The 22,557-nt window shown below is 69.3% G+C and carries 25 protein-coding genes; 13 read left to right on the plus strand and 12 right to left on the minus strand.

The window, feature by feature from the left end; translation table 11 throughout:
* The first annotated feature begins 1 nt into the window (after window position 1).
* Window positions 2-508, plus strand: coding sequence for a low molecular weight protein-tyrosine-phosphatase (locus tag JL101_RS28015; protein ID WP_203098542.1), 507 nt, complete (start codon window positions 2-4; stop codon window positions 506-508).
* Entirely contained in the window at window positions 489-1,316 is an 828-nt protein-coding gene (locus JL101_RS28020) for a fructosamine kinase family protein (protein WP_228435206.1), read from the plus strand. The genes JL101_RS28015 and JL101_RS28020 overlap by 20 nt, the downstream gene beginning before the upstream one ends.
* Window positions 1,317-1,325: 9 nt before the next feature.
* On the opposite strand, the gene JL101_RS28025 is transcribed toward JL101_RS28020, so the two are convergent.
* The 3 genes from JL101_RS28025 to JL101_RS28035 are packed head-to-tail and all read right to left on the minus strand — an operon-like array spanning window position 1,326 to window position 3,350.
* Window positions 1,326-1,982, minus strand: coding sequence for an exopolysaccharide biosynthesis protein (locus JL101_RS28025; RefSeq protein WP_203098544.1), 657 nt, complete (start codon window positions 1,980-1,982; stop codon window positions 1,326-1,328).
* 25 nt (window positions 1,983-2,007) lie between these two features.
* Window positions 2,008-2,343, minus strand: a complete 336-nt coding sequence (locus JL101_RS28030; protein WP_203098545.1) for a hypothetical protein — start codon at window positions 2,341-2,343, stop codon at window positions 2,008-2,010.
* A 17-nt stretch (window positions 2,344-2,360) separates the two neighbouring features.
* Window positions 2,361-3,350: a 2-hydroxyacid dehydrogenase gene (locus JL101_RS28035; RefSeq protein ID WP_203098546.1), complete on the minus strand. Its 990-nt coding sequence runs from the start codon at window positions 3,348-3,350 to the stop codon at window positions 2,361-2,363.
* Between the two features lie 213 nt (window positions 3,351-3,563).
* Between JL101_RS28035 and JL101_RS28040 the strand changes: the two genes are divergently transcribed.
* Complete coding sequence (locus JL101_RS28040) at window positions 3,564-4,103, plus strand: SH3 domain-containing protein (RefSeq protein ID WP_201076032.1); 540 nt, start codon at window positions 3,564-3,566, stop codon at window positions 4,101-4,103.
* A gap of 28 nt (window positions 4,104-4,131) precedes the next feature.
* Here JL101_RS28040 and JL101_RS28045 read toward each other — a convergent pair whose 3' ends face one another.
* The 3 genes from JL101_RS28045 to acs all read right to left on the minus strand — a co-directional run bounded on the left by JL101_RS28045 (window position 4,132) and on the right by acs (window position 7,263).
* On the minus strand, window positions 4,132-4,548 hold the full coding sequence (locus JL101_RS28045) for a rubrerythrin family protein (protein WP_201076034.1): 417 nt from the start codon (window positions 4,546-4,548) through the stop codon (window positions 4,132-4,134).
* 145 nt (window positions 4,549-4,693) lie between these two features.
* Window positions 4,694-5,125 carry an iron response transcriptional regulator IrrA gene (gene irrA / locus JL101_RS28050; protein ID WP_203098547.1) on the minus strand — a complete coding sequence of 144 codons (432 nt, stop codon included), beginning with the start codon at window positions 5,123-5,125 and terminating at the stop codon, window positions 4,694-4,696.
* Window positions 5,126-5,307: 182 nt separating this feature from the next.
* Entirely contained in the window at window positions 5,308-7,263 is a 1,956-nt protein-coding gene (acs, locus tag JL101_RS28055; protein ID WP_203098548.1) for an acetate--CoA ligase, read from the minus strand.
* Window positions 7,264-8,019: 756 nt separating this feature from the next.
* Here acs and JL101_RS28060 point away from each other — a divergent pair.
* Complete coding sequence (locus JL101_RS28060; RefSeq protein ID WP_203098549.1) at window positions 8,020-8,262, plus strand: hypothetical protein; 243 nt, start codon at window positions 8,020-8,022, stop codon at window positions 8,260-8,262.
* Between the two features lie 4 nt (window positions 8,263-8,266).
* On the opposite strand, the gene JL101_RS28065 is transcribed toward JL101_RS28060, so the two are convergent.
* From JL101_RS28065 to JL101_RS28080, 4 genes are read right to left on the minus strand one after another with little or no spacing between them, the layout of a single operon-like run.
* Window positions 8,267-8,659, minus strand: a complete 393-nt coding sequence (locus JL101_RS28065) for a Rieske (2Fe-2S) protein (RefSeq protein WP_203098550.1) — start codon at window positions 8,657-8,659, stop codon at window positions 8,267-8,269.
* Window positions 8,652-9,065, minus strand: a complete 414-nt coding sequence (locus JL101_RS28070; RefSeq protein ID WP_203098551.1) for an EVE domain-containing protein — start codon at window positions 9,063-9,065, stop codon at window positions 8,652-8,654. The genes JL101_RS28065 and JL101_RS28070 overlap by 8 nt, the downstream gene beginning before the upstream one ends.
* A gap of 46 nt (window positions 9,066-9,111) precedes the next feature.
* Window positions 9,112-9,402, minus strand: coding sequence for a YciI family protein (locus JL101_RS28075; protein ID WP_201076048.1), 291 nt, complete (start codon window positions 9,400-9,402; stop codon window positions 9,112-9,114).
* A 58-nt stretch (window positions 9,403-9,460) separates the two neighbouring features.
* A complete protein-coding gene (locus JL101_RS28080) occupies window positions 9,461-10,477 on the minus strand; it encodes an NAD(P)H-dependent glycerol-3-phosphate dehydrogenase (RefSeq protein WP_203098552.1) in 1,017 nt (338 codons plus the stop codon).
* A 175-nt stretch (window positions 10,478-10,652) separates the two neighbouring features.
* Here JL101_RS28080 and JL101_RS28085 point away from each other — a divergent pair, with 175 nt between their 5' ends.
* Window positions 10,653-11,108 (plus strand): hypothetical protein, encoded by a 456-nt coding sequence (locus JL101_RS28085; RefSeq protein WP_203098553.1) that lies wholly within the window; start codon window positions 10,653-10,655, stop codon window positions 11,106-11,108.
* A 338-nt stretch (window positions 11,109-11,446) separates the two neighbouring features.
* Here the strand turns inward: JL101_RS28085 and tsaD are convergent, their stop codons facing one another.
* Window positions 11,447-12,517 carry a tRNA (adenosine(37)-N6)-threonylcarbamoyltransferase complex transferase subunit TsaD gene (tsaD, locus tag JL101_RS28090; protein ID WP_203098554.1) on the minus strand — a complete coding sequence of 357 codons (1,071 nt, stop codon included), beginning with the start codon at window positions 12,515-12,517 and terminating at the stop codon, window positions 11,447-11,449.
* A 10-nt stretch (window positions 12,518-12,527) separates the two neighbouring features.
* Window positions 12,528-12,878, minus strand: coding sequence for a hypothetical protein (locus tag JL101_RS28095; protein ID WP_203098555.1), 351 nt, complete (start codon window positions 12,876-12,878; stop codon window positions 12,528-12,530).
* Between the two features lie 175 nt (window positions 12,879-13,053).
* Between JL101_RS28095 and hemC the strand changes: the two genes are divergently transcribed.
* The 8 genes from hemC to JL101_RS28135 all read left to right on the plus strand — a co-directional run bounded on the left by hemC (window position 13,054) and on the right by JL101_RS28135 (window position 22,522).
* The gene (gene hemC / locus JL101_RS28100) at window positions 13,054-13,998 is read left to right on the plus strand and encodes a hydroxymethylbilane synthase (RefSeq protein ID WP_203098556.1); all 945 of its coding nucleotides are present in this window, start codon (window positions 13,054-13,056) and stop codon (window positions 13,996-13,998) included.
* A gap of 7 nt (window positions 13,999-14,005) precedes the next feature.
* Window positions 14,006-14,779, plus strand: a complete 774-nt coding sequence (locus JL101_RS28105; RefSeq protein ID WP_203098557.1) for a uroporphyrinogen-III synthase — start codon at window positions 14,006-14,008, stop codon at window positions 14,777-14,779.
* 116 nt (window positions 14,780-14,895) lie between these two features.
* On the plus strand, window positions 14,896-16,647 hold the full coding sequence (locus JL101_RS28110; RefSeq protein WP_203098558.1) for a COG4223 family protein: 1,752 nt from the start codon (window positions 14,896-14,898) through the stop codon (window positions 16,645-16,647).
* Window positions 16,647-18,116: a heme biosynthesis protein HemY gene (locus tag JL101_RS28115; RefSeq protein ID WP_203098559.1), complete on the plus strand. Its 1,470-nt coding sequence runs from the start codon at window positions 16,647-16,649 to the stop codon at window positions 18,114-18,116. Before JL101_RS28110 ends, JL101_RS28115 begins: the two co-directional genes overlap by 1 nt.
* Window positions 18,117-18,218: 102 nt before the next feature.
* Window positions 18,219-18,722 (plus strand): GNAT family N-acetyltransferase, encoded by a 504-nt coding sequence (locus JL101_RS28120; protein ID WP_203098560.1) that lies wholly within the window; start codon window positions 18,219-18,221, stop codon window positions 18,720-18,722.
* A gap of 60 nt (window positions 18,723-18,782) precedes the next feature.
* The gene (locus JL101_RS28125) at window positions 18,783-20,075 is read left to right on the plus strand and encodes an RsmB/NOP family class I SAM-dependent RNA methyltransferase (protein WP_203098561.1); all 1,293 of its coding nucleotides are present in this window, start codon (window positions 18,783-18,785) and stop codon (window positions 20,073-20,075) included.
* 125 nt (window positions 20,076-20,200) lie between these two features.
* Window positions 20,201-20,863: a ribulose-phosphate 3-epimerase gene (gene rpe, locus JL101_RS28130; protein WP_203098562.1), complete on the plus strand. Its 663-nt coding sequence runs from the start codon at window positions 20,201-20,203 to the stop codon at window positions 20,861-20,863.
* Between the two features lie 6 nt (window positions 20,864-20,869).
* Window positions 20,870-22,522: a heparinase II/III family protein gene (locus JL101_RS28135; RefSeq protein ID WP_203098563.1), complete on the plus strand. Its 1,653-nt coding sequence runs from the start codon at window positions 20,870-20,872 to the stop codon at window positions 22,520-22,522.
* The last annotated feature ends 35 nt before the right edge of the window (window positions 22,523-22,557 follow it).

Below are 22,557 nucleotides of genomic sequence, written 5' to 3' on the forward strand. Positions count from 1 at the left end.
GATGGTCAAGGTCCTGTTCGTATGCACCGGCAACATATGCCGCTCCCCCACCGCCGAAGGGGTGTTCCGGCACCTCGTCGCCGAGGCCGGGCTGGCCGGCAGGATCGAGACCGACAGCGCCGGGACCCACGGCTACCATGTCGGCGAGCCGCCCGACCGGCGCTCCGTCGCGGCAGCCGCGAAGCGCGGCGTCGATATCGGCGACCTGCGGGCCCGCCGGGTGAAGCCGGCCGACTTCGAGGAATTCGACCTGATCCTCGCGATGGACCAGGGGCATTACGACCAACTCGTCCGCATGGCACCCGACGGGGCCAGGGACCGCGTCAGGCTGTTCATGGACTATGCGCCCGACGCCCCCCGGCGCGAGGTGCCCGACCCCTATTACGGCGAAGGCACCCACTTCACCGAAGTGCTCGACCTGGTCGAGGCCGCCGCGTCCGGCCTGCTCGACCAGCTCCGCCATTCCCGGCCGGGAGCCGTCCATGTCCATGCCGCCGAAGATTCCTGACGGCGTCGGAACCGTCGCCTCGGCCAAGCCGCTGGCCGGCGGCAACGCCGCCGAGCTGTGGCTGCTCGACCTCGCGGACGGGCGGCGGGTCGTTGCCAAGAGCGGCAAGGGGCTGGCGCTCGAAGGCATGATGCTGCGCCATCTCGCGGAGCATTCCCGCCTGCCGGTGCCGGAGCTGTTCCACGCCGACGACCGCCTTCTGGTGATGTCCCACGTCGAGAGCGACGGCGGCCTGACCGCTTCGGCCCAGGAGCACGCCGCCGAACTGGTCGCGGCGCTGCACGGCATCGGTGCCGCCCGCTACGGTTTTCCGCAGGACACGCTGATCGGCCCGCTGCCCCAGCCGAACCCTGAGTCGGACGACTGGATCGCCTTTTTCCGCGACCACCGCCTGATGCACATGGCGCGCAAGGCATTGGACGAGCGGCGAATCGACGGCGCCCTGATGGCCGCGATCGAGCGGCTTGCCGCCCGGCTGCCCGACCTGATCGGCGAGCCCGCCCCGCCGAGCCTGATCCACGGCGACCTGTGGGGCGGCAACGTGCTGGCATTCCGGGGCCGCGTCGCCGGCTTCATCGACCCGGCGATCCATCATGCCGATCCGGAGATCGAACTGGCCTTCAGCACCCTGTTCGGCACCTTCGGCGAGCCCTTCTTCCGCCGCTACCACGAGCTTCGCCCGATCCGGCCCGGCTTCTTCGAGGTGCGCCGCGACCTCTATAACCTCTACCCCCTGCTGGTCCATGTCCGCCTGTTCGGCGGCAGCTACCGCGGGCAGGTCGCCCGCATCGTGAACCGCTTCGGCTGATCGCACCCCTCAGGGGAACAGCTGCCGGTACAGCAGCACCGCCGCCTCGACGATCAGGACGACCACGGCGACCACGACCGTGACGCTGCTGGCGGCGACGCACAGGCCGATGGTCACGCAGACGCCGTCCTTCTCCAGCAGCCCCAGCGCCATCAAGGCCACGGCGAACGCGGGCAGCAGGTTGCCGAGCGGGATCGGCAGGATCAGGATCAGCGAGAGCACGAGGCAAACCGCGCCCAGCAGCCGCTCGCCCGGGCCGTCGGTCAGGACCGACCAGCGCGGCCTGAGCAGGCGCTCGGCCCACACCAGATAGCGCCGGGTGGCACCGACCATGGTCAGGAAAGTCTCCCGCCTGACGGTCAGGCGTGCCAGCCGGGCGGGCAGCCAGGGCGCCGGGTGGCCCAGCATCAGCTGGGCCGCGAACAGCACCATCGGCAGGCCCAGCACGGTGGACAGGCCGGGCAGGGGCACCGGGATCATGTTGGGCAGGGCGAAGATCAGCAGCAGCGCCCCGAAGGCCCGGTCGCCCAGCAGCGTGATCAGGTCTCCCAGCACGATCCGGTCGTCGGGATGCCCTTCCACGAAGATGTCCAGCAGTTCGGACGCCCGCGGGCGCCCATGGGGGGAGGTCGCGTGCTTCGCGTGCGGCAACATTTCGTCTGGCATGTCGGAAACCGCTCTCCGGCCTCGATCAGGGGTCGCGAAGGTTCAGGAGGTCGTGCTTGACCGATTTCCAGACCATCGAGAGCATGTAGATGAAGGCGAATCCGACCAGGTTGAGCACCAGGACCACGGCGATCATGCCGAACATGGACTGCTGGTCCAGGAACAGCCTCAAGGTGCCGTCCAGGTGCAGCATGACCAGCACCGCCACGCTGGCGCCGATCACGGCGAGCGGCAGCAGCACCTTCAGCAGGACGGTGCGCGCCGTCCTGCGTCCTCGCCGGTCGCGCCGCTCCCACGGATCGGTCATCTGAAGCTCCCTGGCGTCGTCGGGTACCGGCCCGCCGGTGCCGGTACCCGTCATATAGGCTGCCGGAGCGCTCAGAACATCGCTTCGAGCACGCGGTCCGGCGGGGCGTGGCCGTCGGCGAAGGTCTTGATGTTGATGATCACCTTCTCGCCCATGTCGATGCGGCCCTCGATGGTCGCCGAACCCATGTGGGGCAGCAGGACGACGTTGTCCAGCGTCAGCAGCTTGGGATTGATCGCCGGCTCGTGCTCGAACACGTCGAGCCCGGCCCCGGCCAGCTCGCCCTTCTGGAGCATGCGGGTCAGGGCGTTCTCGTCCACCACCTCGCCGCGCGAGGTGTTGACGATGTAGCAGTGGGGCCGCAGCAGCTGCAGGCGGCGGGCCGACAGCAGGTGGTACGTGGCCGGGGTGTGCGGGCAGTTGATGGAGACGATGTCCATCCGCGCCAGCATCTGGTCCAGGCTCTCCCAGTACGTCGCTTCCAGCTCGCCCTCGATCTCGGGATGGACGCGGCGGCGGTTGTGGTAATGGATCGACAGGCCGAATCCGCGGGCGCGCTTGGCGAGCGCCTGCCCGATCCGGCCCAGGCCGATGATGCCCAGGCGCTTGCCCCAGATCCGGTGGCCCAGCATGGTGGTCGGGCCCCAGCCCTTCCACTCGCCCGACCGGACCAGCCGCTCACCCTCCGACAGGCGGCGCGACACCGCGAGCAGGAGCGCCATGGTCATATCGGCCGTGTCCTCGGTCAGCACGCCGGGCGTGTTGGTGACCGTGATGCCGCGCTGGCGGGCGGTCTTCAGGTCGATATGATCCACGCCGGTGCCGAACGAGGCGATCAGCCGCAGGTTCGGACCGGCCTGGGACAGGACGCGCGCGTCGATCCGATCGGTCACCGTGGGCACCAGCACGTCCGCGGTCTTGACGGCCTCGATCAGTTCCGCCGCGGTCGGCGGCGTGTCGTCGTGGTTGAGGCGGGTGTCGAACAGCTCCATCATCCGCGTCTCGATCACGTCCGGCAGCTTGCGGGTGACGACGACGACGGGTTTCTTCTTCTCGGGCATCGGACCGGATCTCCCTGGCGGCTTCGCCTTGCCATACCAAGCGCCGTGCCGTCTTGTCCAGCGACGCGGTAACATCCGGCATCCGGCGGGTGACCACCTCTTAACGGACTTGGTCTAGGCTGAGCCGCCTCGGGGCGGTCATATCCCCGCCACATTGAGGCAATAGCCCGTTCCAGGGCTTTCCAGACCCGTTACAGACCTGAGTTCGCGTCCATGATATCTGCCGCCCGTTTCGGCATTCTCGCCATCTGCTTCGGCGCCCTGCTGCTGCCCGCCACGCTTTCCGCTCCCGAGGCGCTCGCGCAGGAGCCCGAGTCGGTCCCCGGCATGGCTCCTCCGACGGGCCTGCCGGTTCCGCGCTTCGTCTCGCTCCGCTCGGCGGAAGTCAACGTGCGGACCGGGCCGGGCACGCGCTATCCGGTGGAGTGGGTCTTCGTGAAGCGCGACATCCCTGTGGAGATCACCGCCGAGTTCGACACCTGGAGACGCATCCGCGACTGGGAAGGCACCGAGGGCTGGGTCCATCAGAGCATGCTGTCGGGCAAGCGCGCCATGATCGTCACGGGCGGCGTGCGCGTGCTGCGCCGCGCCGCCGGCGATGCCGCGGCGGGCCTTGCCAAGGTGGAGCCCGGCGTCGCCGGGAAGCTGCTGCGCTGCGAGCAGGCCTGGTGCGAGGTCAATGTCGACGGCTACCGCGGCTGGCTCCAGCGGTCCGAATTCTGGGGCGTCTATCCGGCCGAATCCATCGAGTAGGAGTGGTCCCGTCGCGGCCCCCGCCCGGTCACTCCAGCCGGTCCAGGACTTTCTGGAACCGGGCGGCATGGGCTTTCTCCGCCTTCGCGAGCGTTTCGAACCAGTCGGCGACCTCGTCGAAGCCCTCCTCGCGGGCGGTGCGCGCCATCGTCAGGTACATCTCGGCGGCCTCGAAGGTCTCGCCCGCGATGGCGGCGGCCAGGTTCTGCCGGGTGGTGCCGATCGGCTTCCCGGTGGCCGGGTCCCCGACTTCCTGGAGGAATTCGAGATGCCCGTGCGCGTGCCCGGTCTCCCCCTCGGCCGTCGTCCGGAACGCCGCGGCGGCGTCGTGGAAGCCTTCCACGTCGGCCTGCTGGGCGAAATAGAGATAACGCCGGTTCGCCTGGCTCTCGCTGGCGAAGGCCGCCTTCAGGTTCTGTTCCGTCCTGGACCCCGAGAGCGACATTCCATCCTCCTCATCTTGGGGACGGTCCCGATCGCGCCGCCGGCCGGGCCGGGTCCAACCATCCCGGCACCTTATGCATCCCGAAGGAGGTAGGAGTCAATCAACCGGTAATAACCGAAACTGATCCGGGTCCGGAAATGACCGATCAGCCCGCCGCCGGGTCTTCCGGCATCAGGCGGATAATCACGTCGACGCGCGCCACCCTGGTCCCCGCAGGCGCCTGGGGCAGGTGGGCGACTGTCACGCTCTCGCTCGGGATGTCCTGGAGATTGCCCGACCCTTCGAAGAAGAAATGGTGGTGGTCGGCCACGTTGGTGTCGAAATAGGAGCGCCCTGCCTCGACGACCACTTCGCGCAGCAATCCCGCATCGGTGAACTGGTGCAACGTGTTGTAGACCGTCGCCAGCGACACCCTCACCTCGGCGTCGGTCGCCTCGCCGTGAAGCTGTTCCGCCGTGACATGGCGGTCGGCCTTGTCGAAGAGCAGGCGGGCAAGTGCCAGCCGCTGACGCGTCGGGCGAAGGCCGGCCTGCTGAAGCCGGTCGAGGACGTGCTTGAAGGGGCGTGTTCCAGTCATGGTTCGCATATGGTAGCGGTTGGACACCAATGAAAGGTGCCTCGAAATTCACCGTTAACATTTAGAACGAATACAGCTCCAAGCGCAAGGCGGGGTATAGCGGCAAGCCCTCCGGCGGTCCGTGAACGAAAAAGGGGGGCTCAAGGCCCCCCTTTCTCCGACCGGCCCGCCGAAGGGACAGGTCAGCCGTGGTTCATGCGGTTGTCGACCAACTCGGTGACCACGTTGGGATCGGCCAGCGTGGAGGTGTCGCCCAGCGCCTCGTGCTCGTTCGCGGCGATCTTGCGCAGGATGCGGCGCATGATCTTGCCGGACCGGGTCTTCGGCAGGCCCGGGGCCCACTGGATCAGGTCCGGCGTGGCGATCGGGCCGATCTCCTTGCGGACCCAGGTCACCAATTCCTTGCGCAGCTCCTCGCTCGGGTGTTCGCCGGCGTTGAGCGTGACGTAGGCGTAGATGCCCTGGCCCTTGAGGTCGTGCGGATAGCCGACGACCGCGGCCTCGGCGACCTTGGGATGGGCGACCAGCGCGCTCTCGATCTCCGCCGTGCCCATGCGGTGGCCGGACACGTTGATCACGTCGTCGACGCGGCCGGTGATCCAGTAGTACCCGTCGGCGTCGCGGCGGCAGCCGTCACCGGTGAAGTACTTGCCTTCGAAGGTCGAGAAGTAGGTCTGGACGAACCGGACGTGGTCGCCGAACACGGTGCGCATCTGGCCCGGCCAGCTGTCGGCCATGCACAGGTTGCCCTCGGTCTCGCCTTCCAGCAGCTTGCCGTCGTTGTCCACGACGACCGGCTGGACGCCGAAGAACGGCAGCGTGGCCGAACCGGGCTTGGCCGTGGTGGCGCCCGGCAGCGGCGAGATCAGGATGCCGCCGGTCTCGGTCTGCCAGAAGGTGTCCACGATCGGGCAGCGCTCGTCGCCGACCACCTTGTGGTACCACAGCCAGGCCTCGGGATTGATCGGCTCGCCGACCGAACCCAGGATGCGCAGCGACTTGCGGCTGGTCTTCTTGACCGGGGCCTCGCCCTCGCGCATCAGCGCGCGGATGGCGGTCGGCGCCGTGTAGAAGATCGACACGTTGTGCTTGTCGATCACTTCCCAGAAGCGCGACACCGACGGATAGTTGGGGATGCCCTCGAACATCAGGGTCGTGGCGCCGTTGGCGAGCGGCCCGTAGACGATGTAGGAGTGGCCGGTGACCCAGCCCACGTCGGCCGTGCACCAGTAGACCTCGCCCGGCTTGTAGTCGAACACGTACTGGTGCGTCATCGACGCATAGACCAGATAGCCGCCGGTGGTGTGGAGCACGCCCTTGGGCTTGCCGGTCGAGCCGGAGGTGTAGAGGATGAACAGCGGGTCTTCCGCGCTCATCTCCTCCGGCGGGCAGTCGGCCGAGACCTTGGCGATCTCCTCATCGTACCAGAAGTCGCGGCCCTCGGTCCACGCGACCTCGCCGCCGGTGCGGCGGACGACGATCTGGGTCCTGACGTTCGGCGATTCCTTCAGCGCCTCGTCGGCGTTCTTCTTCAGCGGCACCTTGCGGCCTCCGCGCAGGCCCTCGTCCGCGGTGATCAGCAGGTGGCTGTCGCAGTCGACCAGGCGGTCGCGCAGGCTGTCGGGCGAGAAACCGCCGAACACGATGGAGTGCATGGCGCCGATGCGGGCGCAGGCCAGCATGGCGTAGGCGGCCTCGGGGATCATCGGCAGGTAGATGGTGACCCGGTCGCCCTTCTTGACGCCCTTGGCCTTCAGCACGTTGGCCAGCCGGCAGACCTGCTCATGCAGTTCGCGGTAGGTGATGTGCTTGCTTTCGGCCGGGTTGTCGCCTTCCCAGATGATCGCGGTCTGGTCGGCCTTGTCGGCGAGGTGGCGGTCGATGCAGTTGGCGCTGACGTTCAGCGTACCGTCGAAGAACCACCGGATATGGACGTCGCCGGTGAAGCTGACGTCCTTGATCTTGGTGTAGGGGCGCATCCAGTCGAGGCGCTTGCCATGCTCGCCCCAGAAAGCCTCCGGATCCTTGACCGACTGCTCGTACATCCGGGCGTAGCCTTCGGCATCGACCCAGGCCGACTTCGCAACAGCTTCGGGAGGCGGGAAGGTGCTGGGAGTCGTGTTCGGCGTTGTGTTCATTGGCTCGCGGTTCCCCCGGTTCATTCTGGTTACTGTTCTCGGCCGATCTTGGAACAATCGATCCGCTAACCTCATCGGTCAACACGTGATTATCCACAGCGGCCTATCTTTAACAAGCCGTTCAGGCGCAAGGCACGGGACCCCGCATCAGCCGTCGAAGCTGCGGAAAACGCGTGCCAGATCTTGTAAAGGCAGCGCCGCCTTGGGGCATTGATCTATCTCAACCGCTGATCCGGCTTCCCGCGCGGCCCGGGCAGGGCGGGACCCTTCGCCTGATCCGGCCAAATATTGGATGCTGCGGGACAGGCCCAGTCATGGAGCGGGGCAGATGAAGCGGAAACGCGGTCCTGTTCCCGGCATGACGACTACCCATGTTGCATTGCGGTATCAATGGTCCGGCATTGACCGGCGTCTGGGAACAGGAGCGTGCAGCCCCGAAATGGACTGCCTGCGGAAGATCCGGCCATGGCACATCATTGCGTATCGGAAGTCCGTCCGGACACGCTGCCGGGGAGGTGGTTACGCAAGTGGTCTTTCCACTCCGGGGATCCTGCGCCCCGCCGGTCCTGCGGAGCCGGGCGCCTCGCCGGGCAACCCCTGGACAATAAGTCGCAAGGCATAGTCCGCCTGGAGGTAGCCCCGGCTCGTGCGATCCGGAGAGCAGGACGTTCCGCCAAGACAACATTTACCCGGCATTAAGGGACCCGGGGCTAACGTCGCGACGACGAGCGTGGTGCAAGGCGACGGGGCGGCGACATGTCGGGCGACAGGGGTGCGGACAGCGGAACGGAGGATGGCGCCGACGGCGGGGCGGATTGCGTCGGCCGGCTGAGCCGGATCAGCAGCCGCACCAGCATGATGACCATCGACGCGGTGCTCCGCGCCGTGCCGCGGGACGGCACGGGCTATGCGGCGGCTGCCGAGGAACTGCGCGGCATCGCGCGACGGGTTGTCCATACCACGCGGGATTTCGCGGCCAGCCTGCCGGACGCCCGCTGAAGTCTCACGTCGAAGCCCTGTCCGATCCGATCGTGCGGTCCGGGACGATGACCCGGCCGTCCTTCGTCGTGACCGTCACGGGTGTCAGGAAGCTGCCGATGCAGGGTCCGCCGACGCAGAGCCCCGTCCCGATCTCGAACAGCGCGCCGTGGGTGGCGCACTGGATATGGCGTCCGTCCAGGCTCATGAAGCGGTCGGGCGTCCAGTCCAGCGGCGACCGTGCGTGCGGGCATGAATTGACGTAGCCCACCACCCTGTCGCCCTGCCGCACGACCAGGATGTCGAGCGGTGCCGATCCCGCGGCGGCACCGTCCGCGCGCAGCGTGAAGCCGCGTCCGGTGCCGTCGGGGATGTCCTCCAGGCGGCAGAGTTCCTCCGGCGTCGGTTCCTCAGGCATCGATCCCGGCCAGTTGGCAGATATGCCGCCACTGGGTATCGGTGACCGGGCAGACCGACAGGCGGGACTGCCGGATCAGCGCCATGTCGGCCAGGACGGGATCGGCCTTCATCTGCTTCAGCGTCACCGGCGCCGCGGCGGAGACCACGGGCTTGACGTCCACCATGCCGAATCGGCCCGCCTCGTCACCGGGATCCGGATAGTATTCCCGTGCGATCTCGACCACGCCGACGATCTCCAGCCCCTCGTTGGAGTGGTAGAAGAAGGCCCGGTCGCCCAGGCGCATGGCCTTGAGGTTGTTGGACGCCTGGTGGTTGCGGACGCCGTCCCAGTGGGTGACGCCGTCCGCGACCATCCGGTCCCAGGAGTATTTGAAGGGCTCGGATTTCACCAGCCAGTAGGCCATCGCTGCCGCCTCGGGGTCTTGTCTGTCGTTGGTGCCGGTTCCGGGATCAGGCGGGCGCCTTCGGCAGGACCTTGCGCCAGGGCCGGATCGTTACGCTTTCGAACAGACCGGCCTTGGCGTAGGGGTCGTCGGCGGAGAAGCGCTCGGCACCGGCGCGGTCGTCGAACTCGACGATCAGGACGCTGCCGGTCATGGCGCTGCCGTCGTCGGTCAGCGTCGGGCCGGCGGCGAAGATCTTGTCGCCGAAGCTCTCCAGATAGGCCAGGTGGGCGGTGCGGTTGGCCGCGCGGACGTCTCCGCTGCCCTGCTTGTCGGTGCAGGTGATGATGAAATGCATTGCGATGCCTCCCTCGTGTCGTGCTGCTTGTCCGCTGCTGCGGGTGACCAGTCTTACCCTACCGGCCCTCGATGCGAAACGGCCGAGCCATCAGGGCCGCGATCGTCGCGTCGATGTCGGCCCCGCGGTTGAGGATGGCGTCTACCGCCTGGCAGATCGGCATGTCCACCCCCTTGCGCGCGGCGAGCGCGCCGACGGCCGCGGCGGTGTGGACGCCCTCGGCGACCGAATGGCGTTCGCCCAGGATGTCGGCCAGCGGCCGTCCTTGCCCCAGAGCCGCGCCCAGCGACATGTTGCGCGACTGGTGGCTGGTGCAGGTCAGCGTCAGGTCGCCCAGGCCGGACAGGCCGGTCAGCGTCTCCGGCCGGGCGCCCAGCGCCAGGGCCAGGCGGGTGATCTCGGCCAGTCCGCGGGTGATCAGGGCGGCGCGCGCGTTGTCGCCCAGCCGCTTCCCCTCGATGATGCCGCAGGCGATGGCCAGCACGTTCTTGACGGCGCCGCCGATCTGCGCGCCGGTCACGTCGTCCGACAGGTACGGCCGGAAGCTGCGGCTGCCCAGCGTCTCCACGAGGCGCGTGCCCAGGGCAGGATCGCCGATCGCCAGCGTGACCGCGGTCGGCTGGCCGCGCGCCACCTCGGCGGCGAAAGTCGGGCCGGACAGCACCGCGATCGGATGCCCCGAAAGTTCCGCCTCGGCGGCCTCGCTCATCAGGCAGCCGGTCGCGAGCTCGACCCCCTTGGCGCACAGCACGACCGGCGTGCCGGCCGCCGCGATCGGGGCCAGCCGGGCGCAGGCGGCGCGCAGGTGCTGCGCCGGGGTCACCAGCATCAGCACGTCGGCCGCCGCGGCCTCCGCCAGGTCGCCGGTCAGGCCGAGCGCGGGATCGAGCGGAATCCCGGGCAGGTAGCGGGTGTTCTCGCGCCGCCGCCGCATCGCTTCCACGACGTCCGGCTCGCGGGCCCACAGGACGGCATCGCGGCCCGCGCGCAGCGCCGCCAGCGCGATCGCGGTGCCCCAGGCGCCGGCGCCGATCACGCCGACTCGGGCGAAAGGCTGGACATCGGCAGCGGTCATGACGGATTCCCCTGGTGGCGGACGGCGCAGTCATTACGGGAGCGGCGCCGGGATGGCAACCGGGTTGCTCGGATCGCCGGGTCCGCTTCGCCCAGGCGCATACGATGGGAGGGTGCTGGCGCTTCCGCACGATTTCGGATAAATTGGGGGCGACTTGGCTCGAAGGATCATCGTCATGGCATCGGTACGCATCACCGTCGGGGGGTCAGACACCGTTCGCCTTGATCCGGCGGAGGTTCTAACCGGCGGAAGTGCATTCCGGCTCTCCGAAACCTGGAAAGGTTTCGTTCAATCGAGCTGGATCGGTGCTTGCGAGGTGATCCATCCGGAATTGCGTCCGCGAGAACCCGAAGAACTTTTGCTGCGCCGTGCGGCGGGCGAAGCCTGGGAAGATTTTTCGGCACGGCTGGATCGTCACTCAGGCGTGATGGATGATTCCACCGAGAACGATCCTGGTTTTTCTTCGATCGACTTCCTGTTTTTCCAACCACGCCCGAGCCAAGCTGTCGCCGGGAGGATGACCGAGCCGGAAATCCACCCACGGGAACCCGGCGATCGGGATCTGCGCCAGGCGTGCGATGAAGCTTGGCAGGCGTTTCTTGGTGATCGGTCTGGACTTTCCCGGGAATGACTCCGACGGTACTGAAGCTTCGTCCTTTGCAGTCTCTCAATCATCGGCAGGTTCAGGGGCTGCTTTCCGCAATATCACAAATCATACGCTCTCCTGAAGAACCGGACCGAATCGCCTCCAGGGATAATGAGACCTATTGCATAGTGTCCCGGCATACCGGCTTCGAAAACGAGATCATTTCCATCATTTATCGGTATGAGCGGATGAGGCCGACGGGGGCTGTCACTCTCTGCGACGGCTCCTCGCATGAAGGCGATCTGAACATCATAGACGTTCAATCGGTAAAGGCCTTACGTCCGGGGACATGATGAATAAGCGGGCCAAGCCGGGCGAGGCCTTCACGCCTTGGCGCCCTTGCCCTCCGGCTTCCGGGCGGTCGGGTCGAGCGGCCAGCGGGGGCGGGGCGCGAAATCGAGGCCGTCGGACTGGCCGAGCCTGAGCCGTTCCAGCCCAGCCCAGGCGATCATCACCGCATTGTCGGTGCACAACCGCATCGGCGGCGCCTGGAAACGGAACCCCTGCTTGTCCGCCAGGGCGGTCAGCCGGGCGCGCAGGTACTTGTTGGCCGCGACGCCGCCCGCCACCACCAGAGTGTCGCCGGTCGGGTGCTCGGCGCGGAACCGGGCCATGGCGCGGGCGCAGCGATCGACCATCACGTCGCCGACGGCGGCCTGGAACCCGGCGGCGAGGTCCTGGACGTCGGCCGGATCGAGCGGGCCGGGCGGCAGTTCGTCCAGGCGGTTGCGCACCGCCGTCTTCAGGCCGGAGAAGGAGAAGTCGCAACCCGGTCGCCCCTTCATCGGGCGCGGCAGCTCGAACCGCGCGGGATCGCCGCCCTCCGCCGCCCGTTCCAGCAGCGGCCCGCCGGGATAGCCCAGGCCCATCAGCTTGGCCGCCTTGTCGAACGCCTCGCCGACCGCGTCGTCGATCGTGGTGCCGAGCCGCCGGTAGCGTCCGACCCCCTCGACCGCCAGGATCTGGCAATGGCCGCCCGACACCAGCAGCAGCAGATAAGGAAAGGCCAGGCCTTCCGGCGCCGGGTCGGTCAGCCGCGCGGTCAGGGCGTGGCCTTCCAGGTGGTTGACCGCGACGAAGGGCAGGCCGCGCACGGCGGCGATCGCCTTGGCGGTCATCACGCCGACGATCACCCCGCCGATCAGTCCCGGCCCGCCGGTCGCGGCGACGCCGTCGAGCCGGTCGAAGCCGATGCCCGCCTCGTCCATGGCGCGGCGGACCAGGCCGTCCAGGTGGTCCAGGTGGGCGCGGGCGGCGATCTCGGGCACGACGCCGCCATAGGGGTGATGGTCGGAGAGCTGGGACAGCACGACGTCGCCCAGGATCTCGCGCCGGTCGGTGACGACGGCGGCGGCCGTCTCGTCGCAGCTCGTCTCGATGCCAAGAACTATCATTCGGATGCGATCAGGTTCGGGTCAGGGTTTCGGTCAGGATCTGCTTGGTGATGACCAGCGAAAGGCAGCCGTTCTCGACTTCCAGGAACTTCTCGGACGACCGGGGCAGCGGGATCTTGTTCTTGCGGCAGAACAGGATCAGGAAGGCGGCGATCTCGCCCTGGCCGAACCGCAGTTCGTGAAGCTTGCGGGCGCCGATCTGCTCGATCTGCACGAACAGCTGAAGCTCCGGCTCGGTCGCCGTCCAGACCCGCCGGACCTGCCCATGCGGCATCTTGTCCGGATGCACGGCCGAGAAAAGCCGGACCGCCTCGCGTACCGCGTCGTTCGAGAAAATCACCTGCCTGCGTTCCGTGATCATCCGTCGCCTCTCCACCAGCCGCGCCGCACCGCGGCAACGCGATCCCATCGCACCGCAGCGACGGGACATCGAGACATACAGCGTAAAAGCCCCTATACCAACGGACTTTCCACTTGCGCCGTCCAGGCCCATGTGGGGACTTCCGCAGCGGTCCGTAACGTCCTAAAGAAAAATCATGAGCATCCCTGTGCGAACCGGCCCCGTCCGTATCGGCACGCGCGGCAGCCCCCTGGCGCTGGCGCAGGCCCACCAGACCCGCGCCCGCCTGGCCGCGGCCCACGCCGCGCTGGCGGCTCCCGACGCGATCGAGATCGTGGTGATCAGAACCACCGGCGACCGCATCCAGGACCGTACCCTGATGGAGGCGGGCGGCAAGGGTCTCTTCACCAAGGAGATCGAGGAGGCGCTGGTCGCCGGGTCGATCGACCTTGCGGTCCATTCCATGAAGGACGTGCCGACCTGGCTGCCCGACGGGCTGGAGATCCGCTGCCTGCTGCCGCGCGAGGACCCGCGCGACGCCTTCTTCTCCAACGTCGCCGCCCATATCGACGACCTGCCGGAAGGCGCCGTGGTCGGCACCGCGAGCCTGCGCCGCCAGGCCCAGGTGCTGGCGCGGCGGCCCGACCTGAAGGTGGTGCCGATCCGGGGCAACGTGGAGACGCGGCTGCGCAAGCTGGCCGACGGCGAGGTCGACGCGACCCTGCTGGCGCTCGCCGGCCTGAAGCGGCTCGACATGACCGACCGGATCACCTCGGTGATCGAGCCCGACGTCATGCTGCCCGCCGTGGCGCAGGGCGCCATCGGCATCGAGACCCGGGCGGACGACGACGTGACCAACGCGCTGCTGGCGCCGCTCAACTGCGAGGCCACCATGGTCCGGGTCTCGGCGGAGCGGGCGCTGCTGGCGTCGCTCGACGGATCCTGCCGCACGCCGATCGCGGCGCTGGCCCGGCTCGACGAGGCCGGCACCTTGACGCTCGACGCGCTGGTGGCCGATCCCGCCGGCAAACAGATTCTCGGCACGGCGCGCCGGGGAACCGCGGCCGACGCCCTCGCCATGGGCCGCGACGCCGGGGAGGAGCTGAAAAGCCTGATGCCGCCGGACTTCTTCGTGCCGTGAGCGGACCGTGACCGGGCAGCCCCAACGCACGGGATCTCTTCCCGCCGGACCGCGGCGCATCCTGATCACGCGCCCGCGCGAGGATTCCGAGGCGCTCGCCTCGGAACTGCGCGGGCGCGGCTTCGAGCCGGTGGTCCAGCCGCTGCTCGAAATCCGGAACCTGCCCGGCCCGCCGCTGGAGCTGGACGGCGTACAGGCCCTCCTGTTCACGAGCGCCAACGGCGTACGAGCAACCGCAGCGCGTACGGCCAGGCGCGACCTGCCGGCACTGGCCGTCGGGGACGCCACCGCCCGATGCGCCCGGGAGGCCGGCTTCGTCCGGGTCGAAAGCGCCCGGGGTGATGTCGGCAGCCTCGCCCGGCTGGTGGCCGACCGTCTCGATCCCGCGGCCGGACGGCTGTACCATGCCGCCGGCAGCGCCGTGGCCGGCGACCTTGCCGGGGATCTCGGCCGGGCCGGCTTCACGGTGGAGCGCGAAGTGCTGTACGCGGCCGAGCCGGTGACCGGGCTGCTGCCCGGGACGGTGGAAGCGCTGTACGCAGGTACAATCGACGCAGTCCTGTTTTTCTCTCCCCGGTCGGCGCAAAGCTTTGTTAAGGTTGTTCAGAAGGCGGGGCTGGCCGATCGGCTCGGAGAAATCCTGGCTTTCTGCCTGAGCGAAGCGGTCGGTACGGCGGTGCGTACGGTGGGGTGGCGCGACATCCTCATCGCACGCCGGCCGGATCAGGCGGCTCTGCTTGATCTCCTCGCACCCGCCAGGACCCTTTCCCAGCCGGATTGAAAACGTCGGTTGGACCCCGGACCGGATCCCAACCCCGGACCGGAACCAAGTGCAAGAACAGTCAGACGAATAACCGCCAACGATAAACGCCCCCAGGGAATACGAGAAGGCCGCTCATGAGTCCCCGTCCCCCCGACCAATCGGATAACGACCCGACCGTGCCGGATCCGTCCGACGGCACCAACCCGACCGGCTCCGCAGCCGAGCGCATCATCGAGAAGTTCGGCGGCATCCGCCCTATGGCCCACAAGCTGGGCATGCCGGTCACGACGGTCCAGGGATGGAAGAAGCGCGGAGCGATCCCCAGCGCGCGCCATCCCGACCTGCTCGCCGCCGCCGGCCGCCACAACGTGTCGCTGGACCAGGCCGAGCTCGACGCGGCCGCCCCGGCCGACGAGCGCACCAGCGAGGATCGCACGGTCGAAGATCGCGCAGCGGACGAGACGACGCCCGCCGGCATCATCGCGCCGGAGCCCTCCGCCGCCGACACGCCGGCGGCCGGGACTCCCTCGGCCACGCCTTGGAGCAGCCCGCGCAGCTACGAGCGGCCCGCCGACACCTCGACCGAGCCCGAAACAGAAACCGCGACCAGGACCATGGCTGAGCCGACCCATCACGACCAAGAGCCGGTCCGCACGTCCGAACCCGCCCGGACGTCCGGCGGCGGCAAGGGCCTCGCGACCTTCGCCATCCTGCTGGCGCTGGCCGGCACCGGGGCGGCCGTCACCGCGCCCCAGTGGGGACCGCAGGTCATCCCGCAGATCTGGCCGCCGCGCACCGGCGCCGACACCGGTGCTTCCCAGCAGATCTCCGCGCTCGAACAGCGGGTCCAGGAGCTGGCGTCGCGCGGCACGGATACCGCGCCGCTGAACGAGCGGATTTCGCAACTCGAGCAGCGCCTGTCCGAAGTGTCCCAGGCGCAGTCGCAGCAGCAGCCGGAGCAGTCCGGTCCGGCCGGCCTCGACCAGGCCCAGGTCGAAGCGATCGTGCAGGACCGCGTCCAGCAACTCGCCGGCCGGATCGGCGCGCTGGAGCAGCGGCCCCAGCCGCAGCCGGGCGTCGACCGCCAGGCCCTCGACGCCCGCGTCGCTCCCCTGGAGCAGCAGCTCCAGGCACTCTCCCAGGTCCGCGACCGGGTGCAGCAGCTCGAAGGCCGCGTCGGCACGCTCGACCAGCAGCAGGCGCAGGCCATCGCGCAGCTGCGCAGCAGCGTCGCCGGGCTGGAGCAGGAGGCCAACCGCCTCGCCCAGGAGATCAACAACACCTCGAACCGCGCCGCCCAGGTGGCCGAGACGCTGACCCTGCGCCAGGCCCAGGAAAGCAAGGCCCAGGCCCTGGTGCTCGCTGCCGGCCAGCTCCGCGCGGCGCTCCAGAGCTCGCGGCCGTTCGCGTCCGAACTGTCCGCGGTGCGCGCGGTCAACCTGCAGGATCCGCAGGTGGTGCAGGCGCTCGGCGCGATCGAGCCCCATGCCGCCGACGGGATCCCGACCGAGGCGCAACTGAACGAGCGGTTCTCCGACGTCGCGGGCGAGATCGTCCGCGCCGGGGTGCTCGCCAGCGGCGAAGGCGGCCAATGGTGGGACAAGGCGCTCTCGACCGCCTCCTCCCTGGTCAGCGTCCGGCGGACCGCCGGCGAGATCGAAGGCAGCGGCGCCGACGCGGTCACCGCCCGGGCGGAGCGCAACCTGAAGTCCGGCCGCCTGGACGAGGCCGTCAAGGAGCTCGAGTCCCTGACCGGCGAGCCGGCCAAGGTGGCCCAGCCCTGGATCGAGGACGCCAAGGCGCGCCTCGCCGCCAACGAGGCCGGCGCGCTGCTGACCGGCCAGGCCATCGCCCGCCTGGCGGGCTCCGCCGGAGGCAACCAATAATGACCCGCGCCATCTGGTTCCTGATCAAGCTGGCGATCGTCGTCGCGATCGCCATCTATCTCGTCGAAAACCCCGGCGCGGTCACGATCGACTGGCAGGGCTACGTCATCAACACGTCCTTCGCCATGCTGCTGCTGGTGACGGTGGCGATCATCGCGATCGTGGCGCTGGCCTACCGGCTGTATCGAGGCGTCCGCGGCGCGCCGGGGGCCTTCGGCCGCCGCAGCCGGGCACGCAAGCGCGAGCGTGGCTACCGGGCGCTGACCCGCGGCATGGTCGCGGTGGCGGCCGGCGACGCCGCCGGCGCGCGGCGCTATGCCCGCGAGGCCGACACCATGCTGCGCGACCCGCCGCTGACCATGCTGCTGTCGGCCCAGGCCGCCCAGCTGAACGGCGACGAGAAGGCGGCGGAACGCTATTTCCAGACCATGCTGGAACGGCCGGAGACGGCCTTCCTCGGCGTGCGCGGCCTGCTGACCCAGGCGATCCGGGACGGCAACCAGACCGAGGCGCTGCAGCTGGCCCGCCGGGCCAAGTCTCTCCAGCCGCAGACGCCGTGGGTGCTCACCACCCTGTTCGACCTGGAGACCCGGGCCGCCCAGTGGGGCCGGGCCGAGCAGACCCTGCTCGACGGCATGAAGTCGGGTGCCTTCCCGGCGGAGGCCGGCCGGCACCACCGCGCCGCCCTGTTGCTGGAACGCAGCTACGAGGCCGAGCTGGAGGGGCATCACGACGATGCCCTGCGCCACGCCCAGGCCGCCGCCAAGCTGGAACCCGCGTTCCCGCCGGCCGCCTCGCGCCTGGCCCGCCTGCTGGCCCGCACCGGCAAGCACCGCAAGGCCGGCAAGGTGATCGAGAAGGCCTGGAGCACCCGGCCGCATCCCGAACTGGCCGACGCCTACCGCGACATCAGCCCGGACAGCGACCCGCTGGCCCAGGTCAAGCGGTTCGAGCGGCTCCAGTCGATGGTGCCCAACGACCTGGAGGGACATGTGGCCCTGGCCCGCGCCGCCATGGCCGCCAAGCTGTGGGGCGAGGCCCGCAACCACCTGAGCAAGGCGCTGGCGGAGCGTCCGAGCGACCGGGTCTACCGCATGCTGGCCGAACTGGCCGAGGCGGAGCACGGCGACATCGCCGCCGCCCGCGACTGGCTGGCCAAGGCCGCCAACGCCGAGCCGGACCCGATCTGGGTCTGCAAGGAATGCGGCACCCTGTCAAAGTCCTGGCGCAGCCTCTGCGGCCAGTGCGGCGCCTTCGACAGCATGGAATGGAAGCTCCCTAGCGTTGCCATCCAGATCGCCGAACCCCACCGCCTGCCGCCCGCGAAGCCCTCCGAGTCCCCCGCTTCGCCCCAGCCGGCGACCACGACGACGGTGGTGCAGCAGCCGGAGGATACGCCGGCGGCCGCTCCGCCGCAGGGAACACAGCAGGGAACCACGGCGCAGCAGCCGCAACCGGCTGCGGGTTAGGAACGTCCTGTCAAGCCTGGAGAGCCGCCGCGTGGCGGCTCTTCTCGTTCTGGCCCTCAGCACTGCCTCTGCCGGCGCTCTATCGGTCGGGAGGTTCAAGAGATGATCGCCGTGAAGCAGACCCGCCCCTCGCATCATTCCGGCACGATCCGGCCCGCTACGCCCGACGACCTCACGGCCCTCAAGGCGATCATCGATGCGAACGGCCTGTTTCCCTCGGGCATGCTGGACGAGATGATGGCCGGCTATCTCAACGGCGATGCCGGCGACGACGCTTGGCTTGCCGACGACGACAATGGGCCGGTAGCGGTCGCCTACTACGCGCCCGAGCGGATGACCGCGGGAACCTGGAACCTGTACCTGATCGCCGTACATCCCGACTGCCAAGGGCAGGGGCGCGGTGCCGCCCTGCTGCGCCACATCGAACGGATACTGGCGATACGGGGCGAGCGCCTGCTTCTGGTGGAGACTTCGGGACTTCCGGATTTCGAGCGCACGCGGGCGTTCTACCGCAAGTGCGGCTACGAGGAGGAAGGCCGGATACGGGACTTCTACCAAGCCGACGAGGACAAGGTGATTTTCCGGAAGGCGCTCGTCCCGGCTTAGACCCGCCCCCGAGCCTTTTCCGATTCGACAAGCCCCCCTCCGCGCGCTAAACCGCGCGGCATGACCGACAGCACGCTGGCATCCCGCAACGCCGCCCTCGACCTGCTCGAGTCGGTGCTGCGCAAGAAGATCCCGCTCGACGATGCGTTCGACGCGCACGAGGGGCTGGACGCCCTGGAGCCGCGCGACCGCGCCTTCGTAAGGCTGATGGTGGCGACCGTCCTGCGCCGCCTGGGACAGATCGACGCCCTGGTGTCGGCGGCCCTGACCAAGCCCGACCCGGTCCGCGCCGGCGTCCTCGACATCCTGCGGCTCGGCACGGCCCAGCTCGTGTTCCTCGACACGCCGCCGCACGCCGCGGTCGACACCTCGGTGGCCGCGGCGGAACAGCGCGGGCTCAGCCATTACAAGGGCCTGATCAACGCCGTGCTGCGCCGGGTCGCCCGCGAGGGCGCCGACCAGGCGAAGAAGCAGGACGCCGGCCGGCTGAACACGCCGGACTGGCTGTGGCTCGCCTGGCGGACCGCCTACGGCACCCCCCGCACCCGCGGCATCGTCGAGGCGAACCTGATCGAGGCCCCGCTCGACCTCACCGCCAAGGCGTCGCCCGGCGACTGGGCCGCACGGCTGGAAGGCACCGTGCTGCCGACCGGGACGATCCGGCGCGCCTCCGGCGGCCAGGTCACCGACCTGCCCGGCTATGACGAGGGCGCGTGGTGGGTCCAGGACGCGGCGGCGGCTTTGCCGGCCAAGCTGTTCGGCGACATCCGGGGCAGGACCATCTACGACCTGTGCGCGGCGCCGGGCGGGAAGACCGCCCAGCTCGCGGCCGCCGGGGCCGAGGTGACGGCGCTCGACCGGTCGGAGCGGCGGCTGCGCCGCCTGTCCGCCAACCTGGAGCGGCTGAACCTGTGGGCGGAGACCCTGACCGCCGATGCCGCGACCTGGAAGCCGGGGGAGCCGGCCGACGCCATCCTGCTCGACGCGCCGTGCAGCGCCACCGGGGCTATTCGCCGCCATCCCGACATCCTGCGGCTGAAGACCCAGGAGGACGTCACCAAGCTGGCGGGCGCCCAGCGCCGGCTGCTGGCCCACGCGGTCGAGCTGCTCAAGCCCGGCGGCATGCTGGTCTATTGCACCTGCTCGCTCCAGCCGGAGGAGGGCGAGCAGCGGATCGACCATTTGCTGAATTCCGGGGCGCCGGTCGAGCGGCTGCCGGTCGATCCCGGCGAGCTGGGCGGCCTGTCGGAACTGATCAACGAGCGCGGCGAAGTCAGGACCCTGCCGGGCCACCTCGCCGAACTGGGCGGCATTGACGGCTTCTTCGTGGCGCGGCTCGTCCGCACCAAATGATAAGCCGATCTCGATGACGGTCGATTTGCGCAATTCAAACCTGCGCCGGCAGGGACCATGTGTGATCTTGCGCACACCCCGCCGGACTTGGTAGGACAGCTTCGCTTTCGTAGGACGGCTTCGCCATGCAGCAATCGACCCGAATCGCTCCCTCCATCCTGTCGGCCGACTTCGCCCGCCTGGGAGAGGAGGTGCGCGCCGTCGATGCGGCCGGCGCCGATTATATCCATATCGACGTGATGGACGGGCATTTCGTGCCCAACATCACCATTGGCACCGCCGTCGTGTCGGCCCTGCGGCCCCATTCCGCCAAGGTGTTCGACGTCCACCTGATGATCTCGCCGGTCGACCTGTTCATCGCCGACTTCGCCAAGGCCGGCGCCGACATCATCACGGTCCATCCCGAGGCCGGCGCCCATACCCATCGGACGATCCAGCTGATCAAGTCGCTGGGCAAGAAGGCCGGCCTGTCGCTCAACCCCGCGACCCCGGTCGAAGCGGTGGACTATCTGCTGGACGACCTGGACCTGATCCTGGTGATGAGCGTCAATCCCGGCTTCGGCGGGCAGAGCTTCATCCGGTCCCAGCTCGACAAGATCCGGGAACTGCGCCGCCGGATCGACGCCAGCGGCCGGCGGATCGACCTGGAGGTCGACGGCGGGATCAATTTCGAGACGGCGGGCGCCGCGATCGAGGCCGGTGCCGACGTGCTGGTCGCCGGGACGGCGACCTTCTCCGGCGGGCAGGACGCCTATGCCGGGAATATCCGGCGGCTGCGCGGTGCCTGAGGCGGGATGACTGGCCAGCGCGACACCTTGGGCTGGCTGAAGCAGGGCGCGCGGGCGTTCGCTTTCGGCAATCCGCTGTACGGGCTTACCCTGGGTGGCCGGCCGGTCAGCGGGCTGGCGACCGTCCCCAACGATCCCTGGCCGGGCGATGCCGATATCGGTGCTGCCCTGATGGACGGGGTGTTCCCCTTCGCGGGCGAGGTGATGCAGGCGGACGAGCCGGTCTGGGTGCCGGCCCTGGGCTTCGGCGAGACCTGGATCGCCCAGATGAACGCGTTCGACTGGCTGCGCGACCTGCGCGCTCTGGGCGGCGACGCGCCGCGCCGGCAGGCGCGCCTGCTGATCACCGGCTGGCTCGACCAGAACCACGGCTGGAACCAGGCATCGTGGGCGCCCGACGTGCTCGGTGCCCGCATCGCCAACTGGATCGGCCAGCATGATTTCTACTGCCAGAGCGCGGACGACGCCTTCCGCGGCCGGGTGTTCGAAAGCTTGGCGCGGCAGACCCGCCACCTGACCCGCGTCACCCCCGGCCCGCTCCAGGGGGCGGCGCTCCTGACCGCGGTCAAGGGACTGGTCTATGGCGGGCTGTGCCTGCCCGGCTGCGAGAAGCACGTGCCCTACGCCCTGCGGCTGCTGGAACGGGAACTGCCGCTCCAGGTGCTGCCGGACGGTGGCCATGTGGAGCGCAACCCCGAGCGCCACATGCTGGTGCTCCGCCACCTGATCGACCTGCGCGCCGTCCTGCGCGCGGCCCGCCAGGAGGTGCCGGAGATGCTCCAGCACGCGATCGACCGCATGACGCCGGCGCTCCGCTTCTTCCGCCACGGCGACGGCGGGCTGGCGCTGTTCAACGGCGGCCGCGAGGCCGACCCGGCCATGACCGACACGGTGCTGGCCCAGTCCGACGCGCGCGGGCGCCCGCTGAAGAGCGCGCCCCATTGCGGGTTCGAGCGGATGCTGGCCGGCCGGACCACGGTGCTGATGGACACCGGCAAGGCGCCGCCGCCGGGCCTGGACCAGGACGCCCATGCCGGCACGCTCAGCTTCGAGATGACCATCGGGCGAGAGCGCCTGATCGTCAACTGCGGCTCGCATCCCAGCCGCTTCGGCCCCTGGCGCGGCGCGCTGGCGGCGACCGCCGCCCATTCGACCCTCGCGGTGGCGGAGACCAATTCCGCGGAAGTGTTCGAGGGGGGCGGCCTGGGCCGCCGGCCGAACCGGATCACCTGCGAGCGCATCGAGAGCGATGGCGCCACCCTGGTCGAGGCGACCCACGACGGCTATGTCCGCGCCTTCGGGCTGCTGCACCGGCGGCGGCTCTACCTCGCGGACAACGGCGACGACCTGCGCGGCGAGGACACGCTGGAAGGCCCCGCCGGCCACCCCTTCGCGCTCCGCTTCCACCTTCATCCCGGCGTGGACGTCACCGTGTCGCCCAACGGCGGCTCCGCCCTGCTGCGGCTGCCGGGGGGCTCGTCCTGGCGCCTGCGGGCGACCGGCGGGACCTTCGCCGTTTCCGAAAGCATCTATTTCGGCGGTGGGTTCGGCGACGGCGACGAGCCGCGGCGGACCCGCCAGATCGTCGTGACCGGCGACACCGTGTCCGATCGCACGGTGATCAAATGGGCGCTACGCCGCGAGAAGAAGCAGCCCTGAAGCATCACCGCACCCGAACCGCAGCCACGCCCGAC

This window comes from Skermanella rosea (assembly GCF_016806835.2).
Lineage (GTDB): Bacteria > Pseudomonadota > Alphaproteobacteria > Azospirillales > Azospirillaceae > Skermanella > Skermanella rosea.

Coding starts and splice junctions, on each gene's coding strand:
- JL101_RS28015 (WP_203098542.1), top strand. CDS start 2: ATGGTCAAGGTCCTGTTCGTATGCACCGGCAACATATGCCGCTCCCCC.
- JL101_RS28020 (WP_228435206.1), top strand. CDS start 489: ATGCCGCCGAAGATTCCTGACGGCGTCGGAACCGTCGCCTCGGCCAAG.
- JL101_RS28025 (WP_203098544.1), bottom strand. CDS start 1,982: ATGCCAGACGAAATGTTGCCGCACGCGAAGCACGCGACCTCCCCCCAT.
- JL101_RS28030 (WP_203098545.1), bottom strand. CDS start 2,343: ATGACGGGTACCGGCACCGGCGGGCCGGTACCCGACGACGCCAGGGAG.
- JL101_RS28035 (WP_203098546.1), bottom strand. CDS start 3,350: ATGCCCGAGAAGAAGAAACCCGTCGTCGTCGTCACCCGCAAGCTGCCG.
- JL101_RS28040 (WP_201076032.1), top strand. CDS start 3,564: ATGATATCTGCCGCCCGTTTCGGCATTCTCGCCATCTGCTTCGGCGCC.
- JL101_RS28045 (WP_201076034.1), bottom strand. CDS start 4,548: ATGTCGCTCTCGGGGTCCAGGACGGAACAGAACCTGAAGGCGGCCTTC.
- irrA (WP_203098547.1), bottom strand. CDS start 5,125: ATGACTGGAACACGCCCCTTCAAGCACGTCCTCGACCGGCTTCAGCAG.
- acs (WP_203098548.1), bottom strand. CDS start 7,263: ATGAACACAACGCCGAACACGACTCCCAGCACCTTCCCGCCTCCCGAA.
- JL101_RS28060 (WP_203098549.1), top strand. CDS start 8,020: ATGTCGGGCGACAGGGGTGCGGACAGCGGAACGGAGGATGGCGCCGAC.
- JL101_RS28065 (WP_203098550.1), bottom strand. CDS start 8,659: ATGCCTGAGGAACCGACGCCGGAGGAACTCTGCCGCCTGGAGGACATC.
- JL101_RS28070 (WP_203098551.1), bottom strand. CDS start 9,065: ATGGCCTACTGGCTGGTGAAATCCGAGCCCTTCAAATACTCCTGGGAC.
- JL101_RS28075 (WP_201076048.1), bottom strand. CDS start 9,402: ATGCATTTCATCATCACCTGCACCGACAAGCAGGGCAGCGGAGACGTC.
- JL101_RS28080 (WP_203098552.1), bottom strand. CDS start 10,477: ATGACCGCTGCCGATGTCCAGCCTTTCGCCCGAGTCGGCGTGATCGGC.
- JL101_RS28085 (WP_203098553.1), top strand. CDS start 10,653: ATGGCATCGGTACGCATCACCGTCGGGGGGTCAGACACCGTTCGCCTT.
- tsaD (WP_203098554.1), bottom strand. CDS start 12,517: ATGATAGTTCTTGGCATCGAGACGAGCTGCGACGAGACGGCCGCCGCC.
- JL101_RS28095 (WP_203098555.1), bottom strand. CDS start 12,878: ATGATCACGGAACGCAGGCAGGTGATTTTCTCGAACGACGCGGTACGC.
- hemC (WP_203098556.1), top strand. CDS start 13,054: ATGAGCATCCCTGTGCGAACCGGCCCCGTCCGTATCGGCACGCGCGGC.
- JL101_RS28110 (WP_203098558.1), top strand. CDS start 14,896: ATGAGTCCCCGTCCCCCCGACCAATCGGATAACGACCCGACCGTGCCG.
- JL101_RS28115 (WP_203098559.1), top strand. CDS start 16,647: ATGACCCGCGCCATCTGGTTCCTGATCAAGCTGGCGATCGTCGTCGCG.
- JL101_RS28120 (WP_203098560.1), top strand. CDS start 18,219: ATGATCGCCGTGAAGCAGACCCGCCCCTCGCATCATTCCGGCACGATC.
- JL101_RS28125 (WP_203098561.1), top strand. CDS start 18,783: ATGACCGACAGCACGCTGGCATCCCGCAACGCCGCCCTCGACCTGCTC.
- rpe (WP_203098562.1), top strand. CDS start 20,201: ATGCAGCAATCGACCCGAATCGCTCCCTCCATCCTGTCGGCCGACTTC.
- JL101_RS28135 (WP_203098563.1), top strand. CDS start 20,870: ATGACTGGCCAGCGCGACACCTTGGGCTGGCTGAAGCAGGGCGCGCGG.